The 23,218-nt window shown below is 66.4% G+C and carries 19 protein-coding genes and 2 tRNA genes; 9 read left to right on the top strand and 12 right to left on the bottom strand.

The features are described 5' to 3' along the window. Positions 1–9: 9 nt before the first annotated feature. A complete protein-coding gene (locus tag QNO12_RS01775; RefSeq protein WP_257504086.1) occupies positions 10–1,767 on the bottom strand; it encodes an ABC transporter permease in 1,758 nt (585 codons plus the stop codon). Between the two features lie 352 nt (positions 1,768–2,119). Between QNO12_RS01775 and QNO12_RS01770 the strand changes: the two genes are divergently transcribed. Next, positions 2,120–3,475, top strand: a complete 1,356-nt coding sequence (locus QNO12_RS01770; RefSeq protein WP_257504087.1) for an MmgE/PrpD family protein — start codon at positions 2,120–2,122, stop codon at positions 3,473–3,475. Positions 3,476–3,781: 306 nt separating this feature from the next. Here QNO12_RS01770 and QNO12_RS01765 read toward each other — a convergent pair. Beyond that, a protein-coding gene (locus QNO12_RS01765) for an IS3 family transposase (protein ID WP_374761050.1) occupies positions 3,782–5,019 on the bottom strand; the annotation gives its coding sequence in 2 pieces (ribosomal slippage) (positions 3,782–4,734 and positions 4,734–5,019; 1,239 coding nt in all). On the opposite strand from QNO12_RS01765, the gene QNO12_RS01760 reads away from it, so the two are divergent. Next, a complete protein-coding gene (locus QNO12_RS01760) occupies positions 4,921–5,592 on the top strand; it encodes an SDR family oxidoreductase (RefSeq protein ID WP_257504089.1) in 672 nt (223 codons plus the stop codon). The genes QNO12_RS01765 and QNO12_RS01760 overlap by 99 nt on opposite strands. Before the next feature lie 89 nt (positions 5,593–5,681). Here QNO12_RS01760 and QNO12_RS01755 read toward each other — a convergent pair whose 3' ends face one another. The 4 genes from QNO12_RS01755 to QNO12_RS01740 form a co-directional block, all read right to left on the bottom strand. After that, complete coding sequence (locus tag QNO12_RS01755) at positions 5,682–6,017, bottom strand: hypothetical protein (protein ID WP_257504090.1); 336 nt, start codon at positions 6,015–6,017, stop codon at positions 5,682–5,684. 43 nt (positions 6,018–6,060) lie between these two features. Continuing rightward, a complete protein-coding gene (locus QNO12_RS01750; RefSeq protein WP_257504091.1) occupies positions 6,061–6,873 on the bottom strand; it encodes a sugar phosphate isomerase/epimerase family protein in 813 nt (270 codons plus the stop codon). Between the two features lie 41 nt (positions 6,874–6,914). Next, positions 6,915–7,859 (bottom strand): NADP-dependent oxidoreductase, encoded by a 945-nt coding sequence (locus QNO12_RS01745; protein ID WP_257504092.1) that lies wholly within the window; start codon positions 7,857–7,859, stop codon positions 6,915–6,917. Between the two features lie 118 nt (positions 7,860–7,977). Then, complete coding sequence (locus QNO12_RS01740; protein ID WP_257504093.1) at positions 7,978–8,727, bottom strand: IclR family transcriptional regulator; 750 nt, start codon at positions 8,725–8,727, stop codon at positions 7,978–7,980. Between the two features lie 778 nt (positions 8,728–9,505). Between QNO12_RS01740 and QNO12_RS01735 the strand changes: the two genes are divergently transcribed. Then, positions 9,506–10,021 carry a hypothetical protein gene (locus QNO12_RS01735; RefSeq protein ID WP_257504094.1) on the top strand — a complete coding sequence of 172 codons (516 nt, stop codon included), beginning with the start codon at positions 9,506–9,508 and terminating at the stop codon, positions 10,019–10,021. A gap of 256 nt (positions 10,022–10,277) precedes the next feature. Further along, a complete protein-coding gene (locus QNO12_RS01725; RefSeq protein ID WP_285178381.1) occupies positions 10,278–11,129 on the top strand; it encodes a tyrosine-type recombinase/integrase in 852 nt (283 codons plus the stop codon). 221 nt (positions 11,130–11,350) lie between these two features. Here the strand turns inward: QNO12_RS01725 and QNO12_RS01720 are convergent. From QNO12_RS01720 to serS, 5 genes are all read right to left on the bottom strand, one after another. Then, a tRNA-Ser gene (locus tag QNO12_RS01720) sits at positions 11,351–11,442 on the bottom strand. 134 nt (positions 11,443–11,576) lie between these two features. Next, positions 11,577–12,830, bottom strand: coding sequence for an LCP family protein (locus tag QNO12_RS01715; RefSeq protein ID WP_257503232.1), 1,254 nt, complete (start codon positions 12,828–12,830; stop codon positions 11,577–11,579). Positions 12,831–12,897: 67 nt separating this feature from the next. Next, positions 12,898–12,982 (bottom strand) — tRNA-Ser (locus QNO12_RS01710). Positions 12,983–13,118: 136 nt separating this feature from the next. Continuing rightward, positions 13,119–14,027 (bottom strand): HAD family hydrolase, encoded by a 909-nt coding sequence (locus tag QNO12_RS01705; RefSeq protein WP_257503231.1) that lies wholly within the window; start codon positions 14,025–14,027, stop codon positions 13,119–13,121. Then, positions 14,024–15,307 (bottom strand): serine--tRNA ligase, encoded by a 1,284-nt coding sequence (gene serS, locus QNO12_RS01700; protein WP_257503230.1) that lies wholly within the window; start codon positions 15,305–15,307, stop codon positions 14,024–14,026. The genes QNO12_RS01705 and serS overlap by 4 nt, the downstream gene beginning before the upstream one ends. 254 nt (positions 15,308–15,561) lie before the next feature. Here serS and QNO12_RS01695 point away from each other — a divergent pair, with 254 nt between their 5' ends. Further along, entirely contained in the window at positions 15,562–16,560 is a 999-nt protein-coding gene (locus QNO12_RS01695) for a diacylglycerol/lipid kinase family protein (protein WP_257503250.1), read from the top strand. A gap of 190 nt (positions 16,561–16,750) precedes the next feature. Further along, entirely contained in the window at positions 16,751–18,118 is a 1,368-nt protein-coding gene (locus tag QNO12_RS01690) for a cryptochrome/photolyase family protein (RefSeq protein WP_257503229.1), read from the top strand. Between the two features lie 173 nt (positions 18,119–18,291). Here QNO12_RS01690 and QNO12_RS01685 read toward each other — a convergent pair whose 3' ends face one another. Then, positions 18,292–18,831 carry a YaeQ family protein gene (locus tag QNO12_RS01685; protein WP_257503228.1) on the bottom strand — a complete coding sequence of 180 codons (540 nt, stop codon included), beginning with the start codon at positions 18,829–18,831 and terminating at the stop codon, positions 18,292–18,294. Between the two features lie 83 nt (positions 18,832–18,914). Here QNO12_RS01685 and QNO12_RS01680 point away from each other — a divergent pair, with 83 nt between their 5' ends. From QNO12_RS01680 to QNO12_RS01670, 3 genes are all read left to right on the top strand, one after another. Next, entirely contained in the window at positions 18,915–19,799 is an 885-nt protein-coding gene (locus QNO12_RS01680; RefSeq protein WP_257503227.1) for a MarR family winged helix-turn-helix transcriptional regulator, read from the top strand. Positions 19,800–19,923: 124 nt separating this feature from the next. Further along, positions 19,924–21,840, top strand: coding sequence for an FAD-dependent monooxygenase (locus QNO12_RS01675; protein ID WP_257503226.1), 1,917 nt, complete (start codon positions 19,924–19,926; stop codon positions 21,838–21,840). Between the two features lie 204 nt (positions 21,841–22,044). Further along, positions 22,045–23,181, top strand: a complete 1,137-nt coding sequence (locus tag QNO12_RS01670) for an N-acetyltransferase DgcN family protein (RefSeq protein ID WP_257503225.1) — start codon at positions 22,045–22,047, stop codon at positions 23,179–23,181. The last annotated feature ends 37 nt before the right edge of the window (positions 23,182–23,218 follow it).

Raw genomic sequence — 23,218 nt, 5'->3', positions numbered from 1 at the left:
GTCGGGGGTCTATAGGTTGCGCAGGGCGGAACGGCCGCCGATAAGCATGGTGAGGACGAGGACAGCTGAAGTCACAACGGCAATGAGTAGCGACATTACGGCGACCTCTGGGAAGATGCCCCCGTCCCAGAAGTGGAAGAGCATTGTCCCCATCACCTGGCTACTGGGCGCACGCACCATAACTGAGACTGCGAAATCGTGCGACAGGAGCACGAGCGCAAGGGCGGCGCCGGCCGCCATGCCCCGGCGCACCAGCGGAAATGCGATATCAAGCACCGTGCGAAAGTACCCCGCTCCGGAAATTCGTGCAGCTTCGAAGAGCGACGGGCTGAGCCCGAGGAAGCTGCCGTGCAGCGAACGGAGAATGAATGGCAACACGATGAAGACGTACCCAATCACGAACATCCAAATTGTGCCGAATAGCTGAAACGGTGGTCGGATCAGCACGTAAAGGATCGCAAGCCCGAGCACCGCCCGCGGCACGGCGAGCGGGGCCTGGAAGCTGAAGTCGATTATGTACTGGACGAAGCGGGGTGCGCGGATCGGACCCGCGATGCCGAGAGCGGCGAAGAACCCGATCGGGAGCGCGATCAGAACCGCCAACACTGAAGTCACCAAGGTCACGACGATGGATTGCTGCACGGCTGAATTGTTCAGGATGCTCTCGAAATGCGTCAGTGTGAACTGCGTCGCGAGGAGATCCCCTGACCAGAATGGCGAGAAGGCGACGACAGTGACCGCCCCCAACGGAAGCGCCACTGCAACAACACCGAAGAGGGCGATGACCGTGAATGCCCACCAGGAAGTCCGGTCGGTCGTCGCACCGCTGCCACCCGTCTGAGTGATGTAGCGGCGCTGATCGCCGATCGCAGTCCGTTGCGCGATTACGGCGACGATACCCAGGAGCAGAAGTGGAAGGCCGAGCGCGGCCGTCAACCCATAATCGACAGGGAACTGCTCTCGGATCTGGAAAATCGTCGTTGTGATTGTGTCAATCCCGTGCCGCGTACCGAGGAACAGTGGGGCGGTAAATTGCCCCAAGCCCATCAGGAACGCGACAACTGCACCCGCGATGATCGAGGGTCTCAGGAGCGGCAGTGTAATCGTCATGAAGCTCTGGAAGGCGTTTGCCCCGGCAATCTTCGCCGCCGATTCGAGGGGACCGCGGATCTCCATGATCCGCGTAGAGACGAGCAGGAATACGACGCCGGTAATGTCCAGGCCGGACACGATGATGATCCCCAGCATCGAGTAAACGTTGAGCGGCCCCTCTGTCGCGCCCGAAAGCCAAGGCAGTTCACGCAGCAGTACGTTGCCGTAACCAATCTTGGGCGAGAATAGGAAGCCCCATCCGGTCACGAGCGCCACCGGGGGCGCGACCAGTGTCAAGATGGGAATTATGGAGGCGAAGGCCTGCATCCGCCGGGGCACGTGCACGAGCGCCTTCGCAAGGACGATCGCGAGAACCGTCGCAATGAGGGTCGACCCTGCAGCGATGAGCACGGTATTGATGATGATCCCGCCAAGGTCGCGGACGTTCCCCAGTTCCCTGATACCAGCGGCACCGTCAGTGAAGGCCTGAGCATGGTAAATCAGGAGGGGCGCGAGTACCAAGACTGCGACCGTGATCGCGAAGACGTACCAGCTGATACTGCCGCCCCGCCGATTGGGCGCGGAGCGCGCGCGCAGGGGGATGGTGGACGTGCCAACATCTTCTAGTTTCGGCGCGGGGCGCCGATTGCGTGCGGAGAGTGTCGTGCGACTCATCTTCTGTCTCCTTCGACTTGCTGAGCACGTACCGCAGGACAAGGGGTTCGGTCGTGGTGCGAGGATTGCGAACCGCTCGACGTCCGATCAACTGCGCGTTTGTGCGTCGCCGACTTCAGTTTGATCGCACAGAGACAATGATCCCTCATCAATACAGTTTTGTCCAGCATCCCCAACACTCGTTCATACACACGAACACGATGGCGGTCTCCGCCCATGCAGCAGACTCGCGCCTGGATCCTTGTGTGAACCGAATTGGGTTCGTTATATTGATTCTGTGTTCGGATTTGGCGACGCTTGGTCCCCCAACCCGTCGCCGCCATTATTCAACACTCAGATCGAGGAGCCGGACATGGCAGAAACATCAGTTGAGTCGAAGAAGCTCGTCGACTTCGTCGAGGAGTCAGACTTCACAAGTTTGCCCGCGGAAGTCCGCGCGCACGTCGTTCGCTCTTTCGTCGATTCGGTCGGCTGCATCGTGGGTGGGGGGCGTCATCCCGCCGTTACGAAAACAGCCGAGACCTTGTCTATGGCATTCGGTCAGGCACGCGCATCGTTTCTCGGGCAGGCCGGGCAGGCGGATGTATTTCACGCATCCCTGATCAACGGGTTTGCCGGTGCCTCTTACTCCTATTTCGACAGCTACTCGACTGCGCACCTCCACGCAGGTGTAGTCCATGCGGCCGCGCTGCTGGCGATCGCAGAGACGATGCCAGTGACAGGGCTTGAACTTCTCTCGGCCTACGCCGCCGGCATGGAAGTCGGCTGCCGGATTACGAAATCCATCGCACTTCCACCGGCCGATGCCGACATTGGGTGGTCGACCGGCGGCATCGTCAGCGGTGTATCCGCGGCGCTTGCGAGCGGCCGTATGCACAAGCTGAACTCCGAACAGCTCATGCATGCCGCCGGCCTTGCCACGTCAACCGCGGCAGGAACCCGGGAACAACTTGGTACCATGGCGGGCTCGCTCATATTCGGCCAGTCGGCCCAGAACGGAGTGCGAGCAGCGATCCTTGCGACAAGCGGTTTCACCAGCTCTGTGTCAAGCCTGGACGGGCAGTACGGGTTCTTGCCCATGTTTTCAAAGGTTCCCAACGTTCCAGCCCTGACCGATGGGCTTGGCGAGCAGTGGGAGTTGCTGTCAACCACTTTCAAACCCTTTCCGACCGACATTGCGGTCCATCCATGCGTCGATGGGATGCTCAAACTCAGGCTCAAGCATGGGTTTGAGTCCGAAGAAATTGTGCGTATCGATCTTCAGATCAGCGACTTGGCTATGACGTTCTGTGACCGACCCACACCCGAAACCGAACTCGACGCGAAGTTCAGCCAGCAGCACTGGGTGGCGAGCGCGGCGCGTTTTGGTGCGGCAGGGCTACAGCAAGGCACACACGCAGCTATATTCGACCCCGAAGTCCGGCGACTCGGCGCGGCGACCAATCTGACGATGGACTCCAACTTGGGCTTCGACGCCGGGATTGTGACGATCGAGCTCACCGATGGCAAGCAACTGTCTGCCCACGTCGAACACTGCGTCGGCAGCGCTGCCTCACCGATGAGTGATGCAGATGTGAACGTCAAGTTCGTCGCTCAGACGTCCCTCTCCATCGGCACTGAGCGCGCTGAGGCGCTAGCCGGAATGTGCTGGGATGCCGAATCTCTGACGGATGCCGCAGCTATCGCGCGCGCAGCACGCAAGCTGTGAATGACATGCCGCGACTTGAAGGCAAAGTGGCCGTCGTTATCGGAGCCGGGCAGGGCCCCGGCGTCGCCGTGGGCAATGGTCGGGCCACCGGACTGCGATTCAGCCAGGAGGTGCACGCGTCCTTGGGGTCGACCATGATCTCGAATCGGCCGATGAGACGGTCCGGCTGACCGCGCCCGGCGCGGATACCGCGGCCTCCCAGACCGAGTGAGGATACGCCATTCCCTCCGCTCTGCTGTCGACTTCGCGATCGAGCGCTGGGGTCGAATCGACATCCTGCACTATGAATCGGCCTGACTTTCGTTCCTATCGGGAGCTTTGTCCGGCAAGTGCCGGCTGGGCTGATTCCAGGTCAGCGTAGTACGCCTGCTCCACCTCGATCGGGGTGCGCATGTCGAGCTCGCCGTGGAGTCGCTGGTTGTTCCACCACCACACGTACTCGAGAGTCGCGAGCTCCACCTGCTCGACGGTCCGCCAGGGGCCGCGCTGACGGATCAGTTCGGTCTTGTAGAGGCCGTTCACGGCCTCAGCGAGAGCATTGTCGAACGAGTCGCCGACGGTCCCGGTGGAAGGTTTCGCTCCGAGTTCCTCGATCCGATCGGTGTAGACCACGGCGAGATAGTTCGGCCCGTGATCGGCGTGATGGACCAGTCCGTCGAGGCGCCCGCCTGCGTCCCAGGCAGCCATGTCGAGCGCCCGCAGCGGCAGGATGTCGGACTTGAGCGTGGACGCCACGTTCCAGCCCACGATGCGGCGCGAGTAGACATCGGTGACGAACGCGACATACGCGAACCCGGACCACGTTGCGACATAGGTCACGTCGGCCACCCAGAGTCGGCGCGGGCCAGGGGCGGTGAATCGGCGTTGCACGAGATCCTTCGGCTTCTCCGCTGCCGGATCGGACTTCGTCGTGAACACTCTCTTGGACCGCTTCACACCCTCCACGCCGGCCAACCGCATCAGCCGTTCGGTCTGATCGCGACCGATCTCCCACCCTTGTCGCCGCATCAGCGCATGCATCTTCCGGCGCCCATAGACGCCGTAGTTCTCCGCGTGTAGGCGAGCGATCTCGGGCACGAGCAGGTCGTCGCGCAACTGCCTCGCTGACGGCGCACGGCCGACGGCGGCGCGATAACCGCGGGAAGTGAGGAAGCCCTGGACTGCGGGCCTGAGGACCCGGCAGATGAGCTCGACCCCGAAACGATCCCGGTGTTCGTTGATGAACCGGATCATCTCGGTCAGGGGCGGTCGAGCTCCTTCGCGAAAAACACGCTCGCAGCCTTGAGGACCTCGTTGGCTTTGCGCAGTTCGGCGTTCTCCTTCTGCAGCCGCTTGATCTCCGCCGCCGCGTCCGTCGCCAGTCCGGGCTTCACCCCAGCATCGACCTCGGCCCGGCGCTGCCACAGCCGCAGTGTCTCCGGACTCATCCCGAGCAATCCGGCGACATGCCTGACAGCGCTCATCATCGTCGGGTGCGACCGCCGCGTCTCCGCGAGCATCCGCAACGCCCGCTCACGCATCTCCGGCGAATACTTCCTGTTCATCGTGTTCCATCCTTACTTGAAGAACGGAACGAAAGTCAGGCCGATTCACTACAAGGTGGGTGTCGGCATCACCGGCGGGGATGCCGAGCTGGACGAGCTAACCGAGTACGCTTTGACCGAGGCTCCGCGATCAACTTGCGGGGCGCGATCAAGGCTGCGCAAGCAGTCGAGCCGATCATGCGCGAACAACGCAGCGGTGTCGTGCTGAATGTCTCGTCTATGTCTGCCATCGAGACCAGCACGAAGCTCGTGACCTACCGCACCGGCAAGGCCGCTCTCATCGTCACCCAGCAATTTGCCGTGGGCAATGCCGAGTACGGCATCCGGGCGAACGCCATCCTTCGCGGCCGCATGGACACGGCGATGGCGGTTGACAGCCGGGCAAGAATGTCGGGCAGAGCTCGTGAGGAGATCCTGCAAGACCGCGCGCCGTATGTCCCGCTGTCTCCCCACACCGGCACGGGGTGGGACATCGGGGACACGGCGACATTCCTGGCATCCGACGAAACAGGATTCATCACCCGCGTCTCACTGCCCGTCGATGGCGGCGCACTGGTGAAGATCGGCTGGTAGCGCGCACCAACCGAACAGGCTGGTGCGGGGACGAATCCCGCACCAGCCTCTTCGGTGCCAGTGAACTAGGGCCCGGCTTACGGTGCAAGCTACACCCGTGCCTCGAACTCGGCTTCAAGCTGATCGATCCACTCGAGCGCACGAGCAATCTGGTACCCGCCAGCCGTGGCCCCGAGTGGAAGCACGACCGCGTGGCGCAGAGCGGCGATAGGAGTGTTATTGCCCAGCAAGCGTCGCGAGTGAATCATGAAGGAATCCTCGAATCCCGACATCGCAAAGTGCGAAATCACAATCAACTCGCTGGTTGTGGCATCCAGCGGACCAGCGGCGAGCGCCGCGCCCCGCAGATCCTTGAGCGCCGTTCCGAGCGTGTCGGAGAAGCGCGATACATACTCTGTGGGGGGACGAGTGAGTTCAATGGCCATGAGATTGTTCCTGTCAGTTTTCTGGTGGGGTCGGTGCGGTGGATTAGCGCAGCAATGCTCGCGCCGAGGCATATAGCATGCGCGCGCGATCTGTCAGGTCGAGTCCGCCCCAGTCTCGACGCGGCACCTCGACGCTGAACGGAACGCCGGCCGGAGTCGCGGCTACCAGGTCCGCGAGCGGGAGCGCCCCGTGGCCGGGAAGCAATCGTTCGTACCGGGCTTCGATTGGGAGGCCGGTGCAGTCGGGGATTTCCCCCGGCGCATCACACAGCTGCACGCAGGCGATGAGCGCCGGGTCGATGTCCGCGACCTCGAGCGGGGTCCCGTGCGAACGGCTAAGGTGCAGCGCATCGATGCAAATGCCAAACCGTTCAACACCAACCGCAGTGGCGATTCGAACCGCGTCTTGCAGTGAAGCGATGTCGCGGTAGACCATGAATTCGAGCATCGGCCGGATGCCAAATCGGGCGGCGTTGTCGGCGAGCCGCGCGAGCGCACGGACTATCTGGGCTTCGTCCTCCGGCGTGCGGATGGCACCGGACGTGGCGGTGACGAGTACGTTCCGGCCACCGAGGCTGCCGGCGAATTCAAAGAGTGGCAGATAGGCGTCGGGATCAAGATCAGGCGCCGCACGAATGACCTCGACGTCGAGAAGCTGCAGATTGGTCTCGTGGAGACTGGTGGTGATGGCACGCATGAGCGCGGGATCAGCGAGCACGTCCGCGTCGCCCTCCATGCCCGGAATGAATCGCAGGCCGAGGTGGCCAAAGCCCGCCGTGGCTGCTGCTTCGATGATCGCGAGCGGGGAAGCAGGCAGCAACGACAGCGGGGATAGAGACAACACGTTTTCAGTCACCAGTGACCTCTCGAAATGCATATATGCGAATGGCTGTGGAGTCAGATTGCTGGCCACTCCAGCACGACTCTGCCCCGCAGTCCTCCCGCTTCGACGAGTCGGTGTGCGTCTGCCACCCTCTCGAACGGCAGACGTTCAGCGACGCGAAGCGTCACTGAACCGTCAAGCGCGGCCGCGGCGAGCGCGCTCAGCCCCGCGGTATCCTCGGTCTTCGACGCGACGGCGACGCTTCGGCGAGTGATACGACTGTCATCGACCACGTCACCTGCACGCACGTGCACCATGACGCCACTATCGCGGACGAGTTCAGCCACCGGTTCGCCAACGCGCGCGGCATCGACTGCACCGTCAACGCCGCCAGGCACCTCACGGCGCAACTCTTGGGCCATTTCCGGGCCGCGAGTCAGTACCCGCGATGCCCCAAGCCGCTCGACGAGTTCCCTATCCGCCGGGCTCGCGTCGGCGAATACGAGGATGCCAAGTCGGCGGGCCAGCTGGACGACATACCCACCAAGGGCACCGGGCGCACCGGTGACCAGCAGAGTTTCGCCCGCGCTGAGGCCAAGGTGCTCCAGCGCCTGTAGCGCGGTCAGTCCGTTCATCGGTATCGTCGTCGCCTCGACAGGATCCAGCGCATCGTCGATGACCGCGACAGACTTCGCCGGCAAAGCGAGGAACTGGGCATGGGTACCGCCCGATGGACGTCGCTTATCAACGATACCGATGACGCGTTTCCCGAGAATCGCTGGCGCCCCCGCCCCGACGCCGACTACCCGTCCGGCGAACTCCATCCCCGCGATGAAGGGCGGCTCGAGACCGACCATGATTGGGGCCTGCGCCCCAGAGCGCATGAGGATATCGGTCGGGTTCACCGTCGTGGCTTCGACTGCGACAAGGAGCTCTCCTGCACCGGCGACCGGCGTAGGGAGCTCAATCACCTCGAGGACCCCGCTGTCTCCGAACTTCTGAAATCCAATCGCCTTCATGCCATTCACCTCTCGTCGCGAGCCGCACAGCCGCTCAATCGATCACGAAGCGACTATGCCCCGCAAGGGCAAATGTACCGCATTGCCAACGAGCATGCGTCATTCTGAACACGTAGTGTTAGACGTGACTTGAAAGGGACTCCGCTGCCGTCCGCACACTCTCGACGATCTCGTCGAGATGCGGTTCCATCCGCGATGACAAACCCGCCACGGCGATGGCCATCGTCACGGGCGCACCCTTCCGGACGATCGGGCTCGCGACGCCCATTTCGATTTCCGTGTTGCCGCCCGTGTTGATAGCAATGCCCGTTCGTCGAATCCCGGCCAGTTCTTCACGAATGGTAGCTTCCAAATCTGGCTCCACCCGCTGGCGCCGGAAGTAGGCATCCAGTCGCTTGGGCTCCATGTACGCGAGGAAGAGCTTGCCCGAACTGCGTGGCCAGAGCGGCTGGCGCACGTGCGCGGCGGGTGCGGCCCGGATCAGAACGTCTTTGGCTTGCACGACGTCAAGATATACGGCACTATCACCCACAAGAGTGGACAGGATCGACGTCTCGCGCCATTCAGCCGAGAGGGCTTCCAGCGTGTGGCGGTAAACCACCGGCAGTGACGCGTTCTGCACCGCGACAAGGCTCGAGAGCGCCGGGCCGACATGGTATCGCGCTCCGTCCTCGCGAAGGTATCCCATCGCCACGAGACCTTTGGCGAGTCCATGCACTGAAGACTTCGGCGCGTCCACGTGGTTGGCGAGATCGCCGAGCCTCGACCCTCGATCGTCATTGGCGACTACGAGTTCGAGGATGGCCATCACCCTGCCCACCGTGCGGTGCTCACCTGCAGTCGCTGCGCCGCTACTAACAGTGGTCATAGTCAGTGCTCCTTCGTCCTAGCTTCGCCCCAGCATTGGCCACTGTAGCAACCAAGTCATCCGCGTGTCGGGAGGCTTGCCTTCAAAGTACGCGGAAAAATGCTGTTCGTGTTCACAAACACACGTTCATATTGGCGACGAAGCATGCGACATCCATCCTTGTCTAATGAGCGCCTCAGGTGACTATCCGCCTGTCTGTGAGGCGACGAATTCCTGTCTCGTCGCGAAGCGCCGAACCGGGTCCGTACCATCCCAGTCTGCAGTGAGTCGCTCGAGAGCCGCAAACGTGGCTCGACGTAGATCGTTCAAGGGAACGAGTTCCACGACTAGCCCAATCGATGGCGGCGATTCGTAATAGCTGACGTTGAGGACGCCGTCGGCCGTCTCGATTCGCGACAACTCGGTGAAGCCAGCCGCCTCCAGTGCACGACGGGCCGCGGGATATTCCTCCGGCCAGAAACCCAAGTGATGCATACCTTCGCGGCCGACGTCGAGGAAACTCGCGGTTATGGTGAATCGTCGTTTGGCATGATGATCTCGAGCTGCGTCTCTCCGACGTATGAGAACGCAACGGAAAAGGTCGCCGCTGTTGGCACTCCGCGATGAGCACGCGGGTGCCGTCGCCGCCGACGGGATCCCCGTCGCGGTAACGTGTCGGGTGCTGGAGTTCGCGAAACAGCCGCACTACCGATGGCTGGCCGATCTCGCAGCAAGACTGGGACTACGCGCAGCTGATCAACGCGGCCATCGACGTGGATGCCGACTTGTCGGCACGGCGTTGCGCATCGCGCCCGGCTTTGTCGCAACAGCGCTGGACGAGGATGCCGGGATCGAGACGACCATCGAGGCGCGGTACAACGCGGCAAAGGTGCGGTACATCCCGAGCACGGTCATCACCCGCGCCGTGGACGGCGAACTGGATGCCTCCCGCGTGGGTCACACCCTGGCGCAGGCCACGCTCCAGGCGGCGGTTCCGCACTGCGTCGCAGTGCGATTGGACGACGGGTCGGACGCACGATGGGTCACGGTGGCAGATCTGACCACCGGCGAGGGTCGCATCATCCCGCCCTGGATGGCATCCGCCGTCGTCAAACGGGGCATGAAGGACGAACGATGGGACGTCGTGGAGATCCTCTACGGCGCCGCCACACTGGCCGGCTCGCCCCCGGTCAAACTCATCTCCCTGGAACTGGATGTCCCGCAGCGCACCGCGGAGGACTGGATCCGCAAAGCCCGCGACTCCGGCCGCCTCGTCGGCATGACCGCACACGTCGGCCGACCGGCCAATGGGTAGCATCGCCGCCTACACAACCAGGGAGGGTCGGCGGTACCGCGTCCGGTACCGAAAGCCAGACAACTCCCGAACCGATAAGCGTGGGTTCAAAACCAAGCGCGAAGCCGAACTCTTCCTCGCGAGAGTCGAGCTCAACAAGGCGAGCGGCACCTACCTTGATCCGAGCCGGTCACGAATAAGCGTTGGTGAACTAGGCCCAACTTGGCTAGCCGCAAAGGAGGTCGCACTCAAGCCTTCTGCCTTCGCTCCTTTGGAAGTGGCGTGGCGACTCCGAGTCCAGCCGCGCTGGGGCAAGGTTCCAATCACCGAGATCAGCCACTCCGATGTCAAGGGATGGATCGCCGCACTCAACGCCGAGTTCGGCGCGTCCGTTGTCATCCGTACATACGGAGTTCTGGCTTCGGTTCTGGACGACGCCGTTCACGATCGACGCCTGTCGGTCAACCCCGCGCGCGGCGGCAAGATGGGGCTGCCCCGAAAGATTGCATCGAGGCACGTCTATCTCACCCACACTCAGGTAGAGCAGCTCGCAGCAGCTAGCGGTGAGTACGGGACGTTGATCCGCACACTGGCCTACACCGGCCTGCGCTGGGCAGAGGCAATCGGGCTACGGGCGCACAGCGTCGATCTCACGCGATCACGGATCTGGGTCGTGCAGAACGCGGTGGAGGTCGGCGGACAGATCATTGAGGGAACTCCGAAGTCCCACAAGATCCGGCACGTTCCGATGCCATCGTTCCTGCGCGAAGAGATCCGTGACCGGATCGCAGATCTCGGCCCGGATGACTTGGTGTTCCCGAGCCGCGCAGGCGACTTCATGAAGCGTGTACGCAACAGCAAGAACTCGAAGTCATGGTTCAAGAACGCAGCAGCCGCAGCCGGTGCACCCAGGATCAAGATTCACGACTTGCGCCACACGACAGCGTCGTCGCTGGCCGTCCAGGCCGGCGCCAATGTCAAGGCGATCCAACGCATGCTCGGTCACGCTTCCGCCGCCATGACGCTCGATGTCTATGCCGACCTGTTCGACGACGATCTGGACGCAGTCTCAGCCGCACTCGATCGCAGCCGCTCAAGCCAGCTCGGTGGGGCCCGCCACGGAGACTAGGACAGCTCGGTGATCGTGGTCACGGCCGTTTGACTGTGCCGCTGTGCGTGCCGACCGGACCGCAGAGCAGGCCACAGGCGCGCGCTCTGGATGCCCCTCAAGAATCAGCACGCCCACCTTCGCCGAAGACAAATGTGGGCAAACGGTGGGCATGCGGGGCTTCAGCCGCGAAGCCGGCCCTCGAGAACCGCGGAAAATCAACGAAGTTGAGGCAGATACTGTGGCGGAGACGGAGGGATTTGAACCCTCGGACCCCGTGAGGGGTCTCCACCTTAGCAGGGTGGTGCACTAGGCCGGACTATGCGACGTCTCCAGGCATCTGTGGCAGAAACCACGGTGATGCGCCCAGCAATCATAACCGCTGGCGGCGGGACCGGCGAACCGACCGCTGACGCCTCACCCGAGCGTCGAAACGCGTGCACCGGCCGGGGAGTTCAGTGTGCCGGACTAGTCGCGCAGGTTGCCGTTCGAGCAGGTCTCCTGAGCGGCCGTCGACCCGGTGATGTCGGACGGGAGCGCGATCGACTCCTGCACGGGCGGCGCGGACGGGTCGGGGACGGTGGGCTCGACCGGTGTCTCCGGCTCGACGACGACGACGCTTTCGTTGGATCCCGCGTCACCGGTCAGCTGCAGGGGCTGGTTGGCCGCGAGCGCATCCCAGATGGCCTGCGCGGAATCGTAGTTCGGGACGACCTTGTTCGGGTCGTTCGGGTCGGTGACGACCGGGTACTGCAGGAAGACGATCTCCTCGAACGGCACGTTCTTGACCGCGAGGGCGATCTGCACGAGCGTCAGCGGGTTGGTCAGGCTCTTGCTCGGGGTCACGTTGTCCACCGCCGTGGTGGCGAGCTTCATGAGCGCGCCGGGATCGGACAGCACGTCCTCGCTGACCAGCTTGCGTGCCAGCCTCGACATGTACTGCTGCTGGTTGCTGACACGACCCAGGTCGCTGCCGTCGCCGACGCCGTGACGGGTGCGCAGGAACTGCAGCGCCTCGATGCCCTGGATGTTGCGCATCCCGGCCGGCCAGTCGATGCCCGTGTAGTAATCGCGGATGCCGCTGGCCAAGCACACGTCCACGCCGCCGACAGCGTTGGTGACCTCGATCACGCCGCCCCAGGTGACCTTCGCGGCGAACGGAATCGGCTGCTCGCTGAGCGCCGAGACGGTTTTGACGACACACGACAGCCCCCCGTACGAGTACGCGGTGTTGATGGGCTGCTTGCTCATCGCCGGCGTCTCGGAGCCGTCCTCGGCGGTGCACGAGGGGATCGGGATCATCAGGTCGCGGGGGAAGGAGATCACCGTGACGCGGCGGGGAGCGTCGGAGATGTGCACCAGCATGTTCACATCGTTCAGTTCGCCTTCGGCATCCGGGCCGGTGCAGCGGTCGCCGAAGTATCCGGCGTATGCCGGCTCGCAGGCATCCGTGCCGGCCACGAAGAGGTTCACTCCGCCTTCGATCGCGCCGATGTCCGGCGGAACGGACTCCTGTCCCTCCAGGTCCACGGCATCCTCGGTGAAGCTGGTGGTCAGGTCGGTGAGCGCGTATGCGGCCACACCGGCCCCCGAGACGAGCACCACGGCGACGAAGATCCCGAGGATCTTCATCAGCATCGCCACCGGATGCGGCGACTTCAGCTCCCCGTGGCGCGCGACAGTGCGGCGGCCACGTGTGGAGGGCTTGGTCGTCGGGCTCACTCGCGTCCTTCCGGGATGCTTCGGATCTGCACCGCCCCCTCCCGCCGAAGCGGAAAGCGGCATTGCGCGGAGGGTGTGGGATTCGAACCCACGGGACATTGCTGCCCACTGGTTTTCAAGACCAGGTCCATCGGCCGCTCGGACAACCCTCCCGACAGGTGACGCGAGATCGCGGCATCCGTCGAACAGGCGTCGAGTCTAGCCGAGCACCTCCGACCGATTCTCCCAAGACCGCCTGGACGGCTCCTGTGTCTCTGCGCACGCTCCCGACGCGCCGCCGCCCGCGGATCAGAGGTTGCGCAGCACCTCGGCCACTCCGCCGGCCTGCACCGAGAGGGTGATCTCGCCCGCGGCATCCCGGACTTCCTGCGGGCCCTGCTCCATCGCGACGGCTCGGCCCCCGTTCTGGAGCGCCCAGCGGAACATGCCGAGGTCGTTGCGCCCGTCGCCGATCACCAGCACGTGCGCAGGATCGATTCCGAGCCAGGTGCGCACGCGCTCGAGGGCGCTGCCCTTGTCCACGCCCTGCGGGGCGATGTCCAGCCAGGCGGTCCACCCGACCGCGTACGACACCTCGTTCAGCCCGATGCGCTCGACGAGCTCCACGAAGTCCTGCTCGGTGTCGCCCGGTGAGACCACCACGATGCGGCAGACCGGCATCGAGCCGAGCTGCTCGAACGGCACGCGGTCGGCCGTCTCCAGGTTCCAGTCCCCGAGGTGCTCGGTGTAGAGGCGGCGCCCGTCGGCCAGTTCGACCATGTACTTCGCGTCGGGCAGGTGTTCGCGCAGTAGCGCGAGCACCTCGGTGGGGTCGAACGTCTCGGTGTGGAAGCGCTCGTAGGAGCCGTCACCCGCATCGGCCTTGCGCAGGATGACCGCGCCGTTGGAGCACACGACGAACTCCGGTGCGATGTTCAGGGATTCCAGGAACGCCTTGGCGCCCTCCCAGCTGCGGCCGGTGGCGAGCATGATCTCGTGCCCGGCGCGGTGGGCATGCTCAACCGCCTCCACCACTCCCGGGCTGAGGGTCTCGTCCTCCAAGACGATGGTTCCGTCGATGTCCAGCACGACCAGCAGACGCTCGGTGCGGATGCCGGGATCCTCCGCATCGCGGGCGACACCCTCGACGAGGTCCGCCGCCGCCTGCTCCGGCACGACCTCGATGCTGCCCGTGGGCGGAAGATGCGCTGCCGTCACGCCGCGGGCTCCATGACCTCGAGGCCGCCGAGGTACGGCCGGAGCACCTCGGGGACCAGGACCGAGCCGTCCGCCCGCTGGTGGGTCTCGAGCATCGCGACGATCCAGCGCGTGGTGGCCAGGGTGCCGTTCAGCGTGGCGACATGCTGCGTCTTGCCCGCGCCCGTCCCGCCGTCCACAGACGGCCGGTAGCGGATGTCCAGCCGGCGCGCCTGGAAGGTCGTGCAGTTGGACGTCGAGGTCAGTTCGCGGTACGCACCCTGGGTCGGCACCCACGCCTCGACGTCGTACTTGCGCGCGGCGCTGGAGCCGAGGTCGCCCGCGGCGACGTCGATGACCCGGTAGGCCAGCCCGAGGTCCTGCAGCATCTGCTCCTGCATCGCGACGAGGCGCAGGTGCTCCGCCTCGGCATCCTCCGGTGTCGTGTAGACGAACATCTCGAGCTTGTTGAACTGATGCACGCGGATGATGCCGCGGGTGTCCTTGCCGTAGGAGCCGGCCTCGCGGCGGTAGCACGTGGACCATCCCGCGTAGCGCTTGGGCCCCTTGCCCAGATCGAGGATCTCGTCCATGTGGTAGCCGGCGAGCGGCACCTCGCTGGTGCCCACCAGGTAGAGGTCGTCTTCTTCGAGGTGGTAGACCTCGTCGGCGTGCTGCCCGAGGAACCCCGTGCCGCGCATGACCTCCGGCCGGACCATGGTCGGCGGGATGAGCGGGACGAAGCCGGCCGCGAGCGCCCGGTCGAGGCCGAGCATCATGATGGCAATCTCGAGTCGTGCGCCGATGCCGGTGAGGAAGTAGAACCGGCTGCCGGACACCTTGGTGCCGCGCTCCATGTCGATCGCGCCGAGCATCTCGCCCAGTTCCAGGTGGTCGCGCGGTTCGAAGTCGAACACCGGCGGCTCGCCGAAGGTGCGCAGGGTCACGAAATTGTCCTCGCCGCCGGCGGGGACACCCTCGATCACGATGTTCTCGAGCTTGGCGAGGGCGGTGTCGGCCGCCTGCTCCGCGGCGGTCACCGCGTGCTGCGCCGCCTTGACCTGTTCGCTCAGCTCCTTGGCCGCCGAAACCAGGGCCGCCTTCTCGTCCTTCGGCGCCTGAGCGACGCGTTTACCGTGCGCGTTCTGGGCGGCGCGGAGCTCTTCGAAGGCGGTGATCGCGGCGCGGCGCTCACGGTCGGCGGCGACGGCGTCGTCGACGGTGGCCGGCGACTCCCCGCGGGCCTCCTGCGAGCGCTTGACCAGCTCGGGATTTTCGCGGAGGAAGACTGGATCGATCACCCCACAAGTGTACTCAGCGGCATCGCGCGACCGGCCGGCCCTAGTGTGGAGCCATGGTGACGGCAGGGGACGCGTCCGGCGCGCCCGATGGGGACGCGAAGACACCCCGCGGCGCCGACGACGAAGCGGTCGATCCTGCGGAGGCGGCACAGTCCGACGAGGTGATCCGCGAGCCCGAGGACATCGCCCCGGACACCACCGACGGGGAGGGCGGCCGGGCCCGGCGCGTGGACGCCGAGGGCAGGACCGAGCCCATGGCCGGCGGCGAGAAGCCGAAGCCTCAGGCGGCGCTGGTGTACAACCCCACCAAGGTGGATGCCGCCGCCCTGCGCGCGACCGTCCAGCGGCTCTCGGCGAGAGCCGGGTGGGGCGAGCCCCTCTTCTATGAGACGACCGTGGACGATCTCGGCGACGACGTGGCCCGCCAGGCGCTGAAGGCGGGCGCCGCTGCCGTGCTGGTCGCCGGCGGCGACGGCACCGTTCGTGCGGTCGCCGAGGCGATGAGCGAAAGCGGCGTCCCACTCACGATCGTGCCCAGCGGCACCGGCAACCTGCTCGCCCGCAACCTGCTGCTGCCGCTGACGGACCCCCAGGCAATGGTGCAGGCGACCTTCGACGGCGACACGCTGCCCGTTGATGTCGGCTTCGCCGCGATCCGGCGGGAGGACGGCACCAGCGAGGAACGGGCGTTCGTCGTGATGGGCGGCATGGGCCTGGACGCCGCGATGATCGCGAACACCAACGGCACGCTCAAGAAGCGGGTGGGGTGGATCGCGTACGTCGACGGCGCGGCGCGGTCGCTCGCGGGCGCGAAGGCCTTCCGGATCGTCTACCAGGTGCCCGGCCGGCGCCTGCACTCGGCGCGGGTGCAGAGCATCCTGGTGGCCAATTGCGGGTCTCTTCCGGCGGGCCTGGAACTCATCCCCGGGGCATCCGTGACCGACGGTGATCTGGACGTCGCGATCTTCCAGCCCAAGAACGCGCTCGGCTGGCTCCTGGTGTGGCGCCGCGTGGCGTGGGACAACAGCATCCTCCGCCGTTTCCGTGCCGGACGTCACGTGTTGTCGCTGCGCACGAAGGACAACTCGGTCCTGTACGCCCGCGGCAAGGGCCTGGACCTTGCCACCTCGACGGCGCAGCCGGTGCAGCTGGACGGCGACGAGTTCGGCGAAGCGGTGCGCATGCGCTGCCGCGTCGTCGAAGGCGGGCTGCTGACGGTCCTCCCGAAGGGTCACGACACCTCCCGCCTCTGAGCCGCGGAATGCCGCAGCTTCTGTTCTTCTCGCTCGGTGTCCCAGTTATGCACGCGCGCCGCGGCGTGTCGCATGCGCAAGTGGGACACGAGTACGGAGGTGCGGCGACTACCGCGCGCGGCGGGCGGGTGCGCAGCAGCGTCGGTGTCAACCCTCGCCCGCGCGAGCCGGCCGCCGATACCATCCGATGATGAGCGGGCCGTCGATCGTGTGGTTCCGCGATGACCTGCGCCTCGCCGACAATCCCGCGCTCCGCGCCGCGGTCGAGCGCGACGAGCCGGTGATCGGCCTGTACGTCCTGGACGAGGAGTCGCCCGGCATCCGTCCCCTCGGCGGCGCGGCCAAGTGGTGGCTGGACGGCAGCCTGCGCTCGCTGGCGGACCGGCTCGCGCAGCGCGGCTCGACGCTCGTCCTGCGGCGAGGGGCGGCGGCATCCGTCGTCCAGGACGTGGCGAGGGAGGCCGGGGCGGGCGCGGTCTTCTGGAACCGGCGCTACGGCGGGGCGGAGCGGGCAGTGGATGCGGCGCTGAAGACCGCGCTCCGCGGCAGCGGCGTGACGGCGACCTCGTCCGCGGCCTCGCTGCTGTTCGAACCGTGGACGGTGCTGACCGGCTCGGGGACGCCGTACTCGGTGTTCACCCCGTTCTGGCGGGCCTGCCAGTCGGGCCCGGCGCCGCGCGCGCCGCTGGCCGAACCGCGGCGGATCCGGGGCCCCGCCGCGGCGCCTAGCAGCGACGACATCGGCGACTGGGCTCTGCTGCCCACCGACCCGGATTGGGCGGGCGGCCTGCGCCAGACGTGGGAACCCGGGGAGCCGGCCGCGCGGACGCGGCTGCGCGAGTTCCTCGCCGAGGACCTGGCCGACTACGACCGTTCCCGGGACGAACCCGCGGCCGGAACGACCTCCCGGCTCTCTCCCCGTCTGCGGTGGGGCGAGCTCAGCCCGCACACCGTCTGGCACGAGGCGATCGGCGCCGGTCAGTCTGCGGGGCGCTTCCTCGCCGAGCTGGGCTGGCGGGAGTTCGCCGCCCACGTCCTGTACCACCACCCGGATCTGGCCACGCAGAATCTCCGCCCCGAGTTCGACGGCTTCCCCTGGCCCCGCCTGCGGCCCGCGCAGCTGCGGGCGTGGCAGCAGGGTCGCACCGGCATCCCGCTGGTGGATGCCGGCATGCGGGAACTGTGGCGGACAGGGGTGATGCACAACCGCATCCGCATGGTGACGGCATCCTTCCTCGTGAAGAACCTGCTCATCGACTGGCGGCGGGGTGAGGAGTGGTTCTGGGACACGCTGGTGGATGCCGACGGTGCGAGCAACCCGTTCAACTGGCAGTGGGTCGCCGGATCGGGCGCCGATGCCGCCCCGTACTTCCGCGTCTTCAATCCCGAGCTGCAGGCGAAGAAGTTCGATCCGCGCGCCGAGTACATCCGCCGCTGGGCACCGGAGTACGGGCCGGATGCCGAGGCCCTGGCGCCCCCGCCGATCGTGGACCTCGGCGAGTCGAGGAAGACCGCGCTGGCCGCGTACGAGCGGATGCGCCGCAGCCGGCGCGCCTGAGCCGACGGGACCCGCTCGCCGCCCTTCCCCCTGCCCCGCGCCCGGTTGGCCTGCCTCCTCCGGTTCACTGGCCCTGTGTGCACGCGAAGGGCCCTCAGTGACGTACACACAGGGCAAGTGAACAGGGCGGATGCCGGGACGCCGAAGGACGCGCGCGCACGGCGGGCGCGCTGTCACTCCAGCCGGTGGTCGTGGACCGTCGAGGTCAGGGTCGATCCGTTCAGGTCGAGGTAGAGCTGTCTCTCCGTGATCGACAGCGTCATCGTATTGCGCCGCTCCAGGACGGCGACGGCAGAGTCGATGAAGCCGGGGTCGAAGCTGTGCAGCGTGATGGCCTCGGCGTTGTGGATCCGCTTGCCCGCCCACGGTGCGAGCACCTTGACCGGATCGCGGTGCGTGTAGATCGCGGTCCGGTCGGCGAGCTTGCTCCCGTAGTGCAGCCGCGCGGCGTCCGGCGCACCGACTTCGATCCACCCGGTGAGCCGTCCGGTCGCGTCCCGTACGAGCACTGCCGGCTCGTCCGTCGTGGAGATGCCCTCGCTGAATGCGATGCCCTCCTCGAACTCCAGGCAGTAGGCCAGCACTCGGGTCATCATGAACGCGGCGGTCTCGGACGGGTGGCGGGCCACCCGAAGGGGCAGTTCGTCGTAGACGCCGCGATCCACATCCGCCAGTTGCACCGTGAAAGTGTGGATCGTCGCGCCGGATGCCATAGCGCCCGAGCCTACGCGCTGCCCGGGCGCCGCCTGGCCGGATCGCTCGGTATCCTGACACGACGGTGCCGGGAGGAACGACGATGAGCGATGTGCAGACGCGGCATCCGGACTCCGTCGGCCTCACGAGCGTCTGCGGTCACCTGCTACGGCGCGCCCAGCAGGTGCACAACGCGTACTGGCTGGACGAGGTCGGCAGCGATCCGACGAGCCCGCAGTATGCGGTCCTCGCGGCGATAGCCGCCACGCCCGGCGCCGACCAGCGCGAGGTGTCCGAGGCGGCATCCCTGGACACGTCCACCACGATGGACATCGTCGCCCGCCTGACCGGACGGGGCTGGGTCGCCCGGGAACGAAGCCCGTCCGATGCGCGGCGGGACATCCTCACTCCCGCGGCGCGCGCGGTCGAGGCACTCACACTGCTGCGCACCAAGGTCCAGCGCGTGCAGGACCGACTGCTCGCACCGCTTCCGGACGAGGAGCGTGGCGAGTTCGCCGACCTGCTGCGACGCACTGCGCGCGTGGATCCGCAGACGCAGGGCGGCGGATACTCCCCGCTGCACATCCCCGGCCATCTGCTCCGGCGTGCGCAGCAGGTGCACACCGCCCTGTTCGCCGTGGAGTTCGATCGCGAACTGACCGGGCCGCAGTATGCCGCACTCCATGTGCTGGCCGCCCACCCATCGATCAGCCAGCGCCGCCTCGGCGACGAAGCCGCGCTGGACAAGTCCACGGCCGCCGACCTCGTGCAGCGTCTGGCACGCCGCGGCTGGATCACCCGGGAACGGGATGCCGCGGACGGTCGCCGCCGCGTGCTCTCGCTGAGCCGTGCCGGCGAGGAAGCCGCGCGCGGATTCATGCCCCGGGTCACGGCCGTTCAGGAGCGACTGATGGAGCCCCTCGACCGGCGCGATCGCGAGAGGCTCCTGGCGCTGCTGGTTCCGGTCGCGTACGTCGCCGGGTACTGACCCCGGGCAGCGCCCGCGGTGCCGGCTGCCCCTTGCGCTCCCTTCCGGGTCGGGGATATCCTCCGTATACGTACTATTTTCTCGGGTCGGTCTGACCGGTGCGACCCGGCGCGAAGGAGCAACGATGCAGGCGTATCTGAACGGCTTCCACAGCGGCGACCCCGCGATCCTGCCCGCTGACCCGGCCTCGACGCGCGCGCCGCACGACGACGACTGCGTCGACGTTCTGATCGTGGGCACCGGCCCCGCGGGCTGCGTGCTGGGCGCCCAGCTGGCCGCCTTTCCCGGCATCCTAACCCGCATCCTCGAGCGGCGGGGCGGTCCGCTCGAACTGGGGCAGGCCGACGGCGTCGCGTGTCGCTCGGTCGAGATGTTCGAGGCGTTCGACATCGCCGACCGTGTGTTGAAAGAGGCCGCGCAGATCACCGAGACCGTCTTCTGGCGACCGGACCCGACCGACGGCTCCCGCATCGTGCGCAGCGGGCGGATCGAGGATGTCGAGGAGGGACTGTCCGAGTTTCCGCACGTCATCTTGAATCAGGCGCGCGTGCAGGATTTCCTGCTGGAGAAGATGCGGACCGCGCCGCGGCGCCTGGAACCCGAGTACGGCGTCGAGGTCCTCGCGGTGGAGGTGACGGACGCCGCGGACTACCCCGTCCTCGTCCGGACGCGCGATGTGGGCACCGGCGCAGAGAGCACGCTGCGCGCACGTTACGTGGTCGGGTGCGACGGCGCGCGCAGCACCGTGCGGCAGTCGATCGGCCGCGTCCTGCGCGGCGACTCGGCCAACCAGGCGTGGGGGGTCATGGACGCACTGGCGGTGACCGACTACCCGGATATCCGCTTCAAGTCGGTCATCCAATCCCGCGACTCGGGCAACATGATCATCATCCCGCGCGAGGGTGGCTACCTGGTCCGCTTCTACATCGAGATGGACGAGCTGGAGCCCGGTGAACGAGTGGCCGGTCGCGCCATCACCTCGGACGACCTGATCGCGGCCGCCCGCCGCATTCTGCACCCGCACACGCTCGACGCGCGGGAGATCGTCTGGTGGTCGGTCTACGAGATCGGCCAGCGACTCACGGACAAGTTCGACGATGTGCCCGAGGACGAGGTCGCGACCCGGCTTCCCCGGGTCTTCGTCGCCGGCGACGCCTGCCACACGCACAGCCCGAAAGCCGGACAGGGCATGAACGTGTCGATGCAGGACGCTTTCAACCTCGGCTGGAAGCTCGCCGCCGTGCTCGAGGGCCGCAGCGACCCCGAGCTCCTGCACACGTATTCGGCCGAGCGCCAGGCCGTCGCGCAGGACCTGATCGACTTCGACAAGGAGTGGGCCGCCATGATGAGCGCGAAACCCCTGGATGCCGTCTCCGGCGAGGGCGTGGACCCGGATGCGCTGCAGAACCACTTCCAGAAGCAGGGCCGGTACACCGCCGGCACGGCCACGCAGTACCCGCCCGCGCTGCTCACCGGCGGCCCCCAGTGGCAGCACCTCGCGGCCGGGTTCCCGATCGGCCGGCGATTCCACTCCGCCCCGGTCGCTCGCATCGCGGATGCCGAGCCGCTTCAGCTCGGCCACCTCCATCGCGCAGACGGCCGCTGGCGGCTCTACGCATTCGGCGATAGGCCGCCGATCACGGATCCCAGCTCACGCCTGCGCCGATTCGCCGAGCGGTGGATCGAAGGTCCCGCCACCCGCTTCACCGCGCCCGGGGCTGACGTCGATGCGGTCATCGACGTGCGCGGCATCCTTCAGCACAGCCATCGCGAGGTCGAGCCGACGAGCCTGCCCGAGCTGCTCCGTCCGCATAAGGGCAGGTACGGGCTGGCCGACTACGACAAAGCGTTCGCGCCGTCCGTCAGAGAGGGCGATATCTTCGCCGCGCGCGGAATCGACCGCGACCAGGGCTGCCTCGTTCTGGTGCGCCCCGACCAGTACGTGGCGCACGTGCTCCCGCTGGACGGCCTGGATGAACTGGAGGAGTTCCTCGGCCGCTTCCTGCTCCCCCGGCGGCGCGAGGCCGGACTCCGCGCGTGACCCCGCCGCCTCTGCACCGTGCCGACCCGCCATCAGGCTGAGGGCGTCCGGGACACCGGGAACCGGGTCGTGCCGTGCATCCCGGCGCGAGAGGTATCGTGACAGTACCGGCAAACGCCGGATCAGGGAAGACTTCTCGTTGACCGTTGGGCATCCGTCCGGCCACGATTCCGTCGCCTCCTCTGAATCACTCAGAGGAATCCCATGCTCCCGTCTGTCCCCCGTTCCGAACCCACCGCAGCTTCGCTGCCCTCCGGAACCACCGCCGTCGTCTACTGCGAGGGTCAATTCGGTCAGCAGGACGGCAAGACCGCCAACGGCCTCGTGCGCCACTCCGAGCGGTACGAGATCCTCAGCGTCATCGACAGCACGCTGGCCGGGGTCGACGCCGGGCTTCATCTGGACGGCGTGGCCAACGGGATCGCGGTGCTGGCCGACCTGACAGAAGCGATCGCCTTCGCCGGACGCGTGCCGGACTACCTCATCTGCGGCATCGCGCCCGCGTCCGGTCTTCTGTCGGCCGCGCAGCGGGTCGTGCTGCTGGAGGGCATTGCGCGGGGCATGCACATCATCAACGGCCTGCACGAGTTCCTCAACGACGACATCGAGTTCGCCGCGGCCGCGCTCCTGGCCGATGTGACGATCACCGACGTGCGCCGCCCGAAGGCCAAGCAGGACCTGCACCAGTTCTCCGGCCGCATCTTCGATGTGCCGTGCCCGCGGATCGCCGTCCTGGGCACGGACGGCGCGATCGGCAAGCGCACCACAGCGACTCTGCTGGTGCAGTCGCTCAACGCCAGAGGCATCAACGCCGTGTTGGTCGGCACCGGTCAGACCACGCTCATTCAGGGCGGCAGGTACGGGGTCGCCCTGGACGCCATGGTCCCGCAGTTCTGCTCCGGCGAAGTGGAGAATCAGGTCGTCGCGGCATACGAGGGCGAGGATCCGGACGTCATCGTGGTCGAGGGCCAGGGAGCACTCAGCCACCCTGCCTACCTGACGTCGGCATACATCCTGCGCGGCAGCCGCCCGGCGGGTGTCATCGTGCAGCACGCACCCAAACGCACGACGCTGGGAGATTTCCCGATGCTTCCGATGCCGACCGTCGCGAGCGAGATCGCGCTCATCGAGGCGTTCGCCGACACCCGGGTCATCGGCGTCACCATCAATCACGAGCACATGAGCGACACCGAGGTCGGAACGGTCATCGACGAGTACGAACTCGAGCTGGGCATGCCCGTCACCGACCCGCTCACCCGCCCGCTTGAGCGACTGGTGGACATGGTGCTGCGCGCGTTTCCGGCCCTCGAAATGAGCGCGACAGCGCCCCTTCCGCACTGACGGTCGGGGATGCGTCGCCCTCGCGAGCCCGAGCGCG

Source organism: Microbacterium sp. zg-B185 (genome assembly GCF_030246885.1).
Classification (GTDB): Bacteria; Actinomycetota; Actinomycetes; order Actinomycetales; family Microbacteriaceae; genus Microbacterium.
Note: the sequence above shows the minus strand (reverse complement) of the source record. Positions and strands in the feature narration are given on the sequence as shown.

Coding starts and splice junctions, on each gene's coding strand:
- QNO12_RS01745 (WP_257504092.1), bottom strand. CDS start 7,859: ATGAAGGCGATTGGATTTCAGAAGTTCGGAGACAGCGGGGTCCTCGAG.
- QNO12_RS01675 (WP_257503226.1), top strand. CDS start 19,924: ATGCAGGCGTATCTGAACGGCTTCCACAGCGGCGACCCCGCGATCCTG.
- QNO12_RS01760 (WP_257504089.1), top strand. CDS start 4,921: ATGCCTGACAGCGCTCATCATCGTCGGGTGCGACCGCCGCGTCTCCGC.
- QNO12_RS01740 (WP_257504093.1), bottom strand. CDS start 8,727: ATGACCACTGTTAGTAGCGGCGCAGCGACTGCAGGTGAGCACCGCACG.
- QNO12_RS01670 (WP_257503225.1), top strand. CDS start 22,045: ATGCTCCCGTCTGTCCCCCGTTCCGAACCCACCGCAGCTTCGCTGCCC.
- QNO12_RS01695 (WP_257503250.1), top strand. CDS start 15,562: ATGGCCGGCGGCGAGAAGCCGAAGCCTCAGGCGGCGCTGGTGTACAAC.
- QNO12_RS01775 (WP_257504086.1), bottom strand. CDS start 1,767: ATGAGTCGCACGACACTCTCCGCACGCAATCGGCGCCCCGCGCCGAAA.
- QNO12_RS01755 (WP_257504090.1), bottom strand. CDS start 6,017: ATGGCCATTGAACTCACTCGTCCCCCCACAGAGTATGTATCGCGCTTC.
- QNO12_RS01685 (WP_257503228.1), bottom strand. CDS start 18,831: ATGGCATCCGGCGCGACGATCCACACTTTCACGGTGCAACTGGCGGAT.
- QNO12_RS01770 (WP_257504087.1), top strand. CDS start 2,120: ATGGCAGAAACATCAGTTGAGTCGAAGAAGCTCGTCGACTTCGTCGAG.
- QNO12_RS01690 (WP_257503229.1), top strand. CDS start 16,751: ATGAGCGGGCCGTCGATCGTGTGGTTCCGCGATGACCTGCGCCTCGCC.
- QNO12_RS01680 (WP_257503227.1), top strand. CDS start 18,915: ATGAGCGATGTGCAGACGCGGCATCCGGACTCCGTCGGCCTCACGAGC.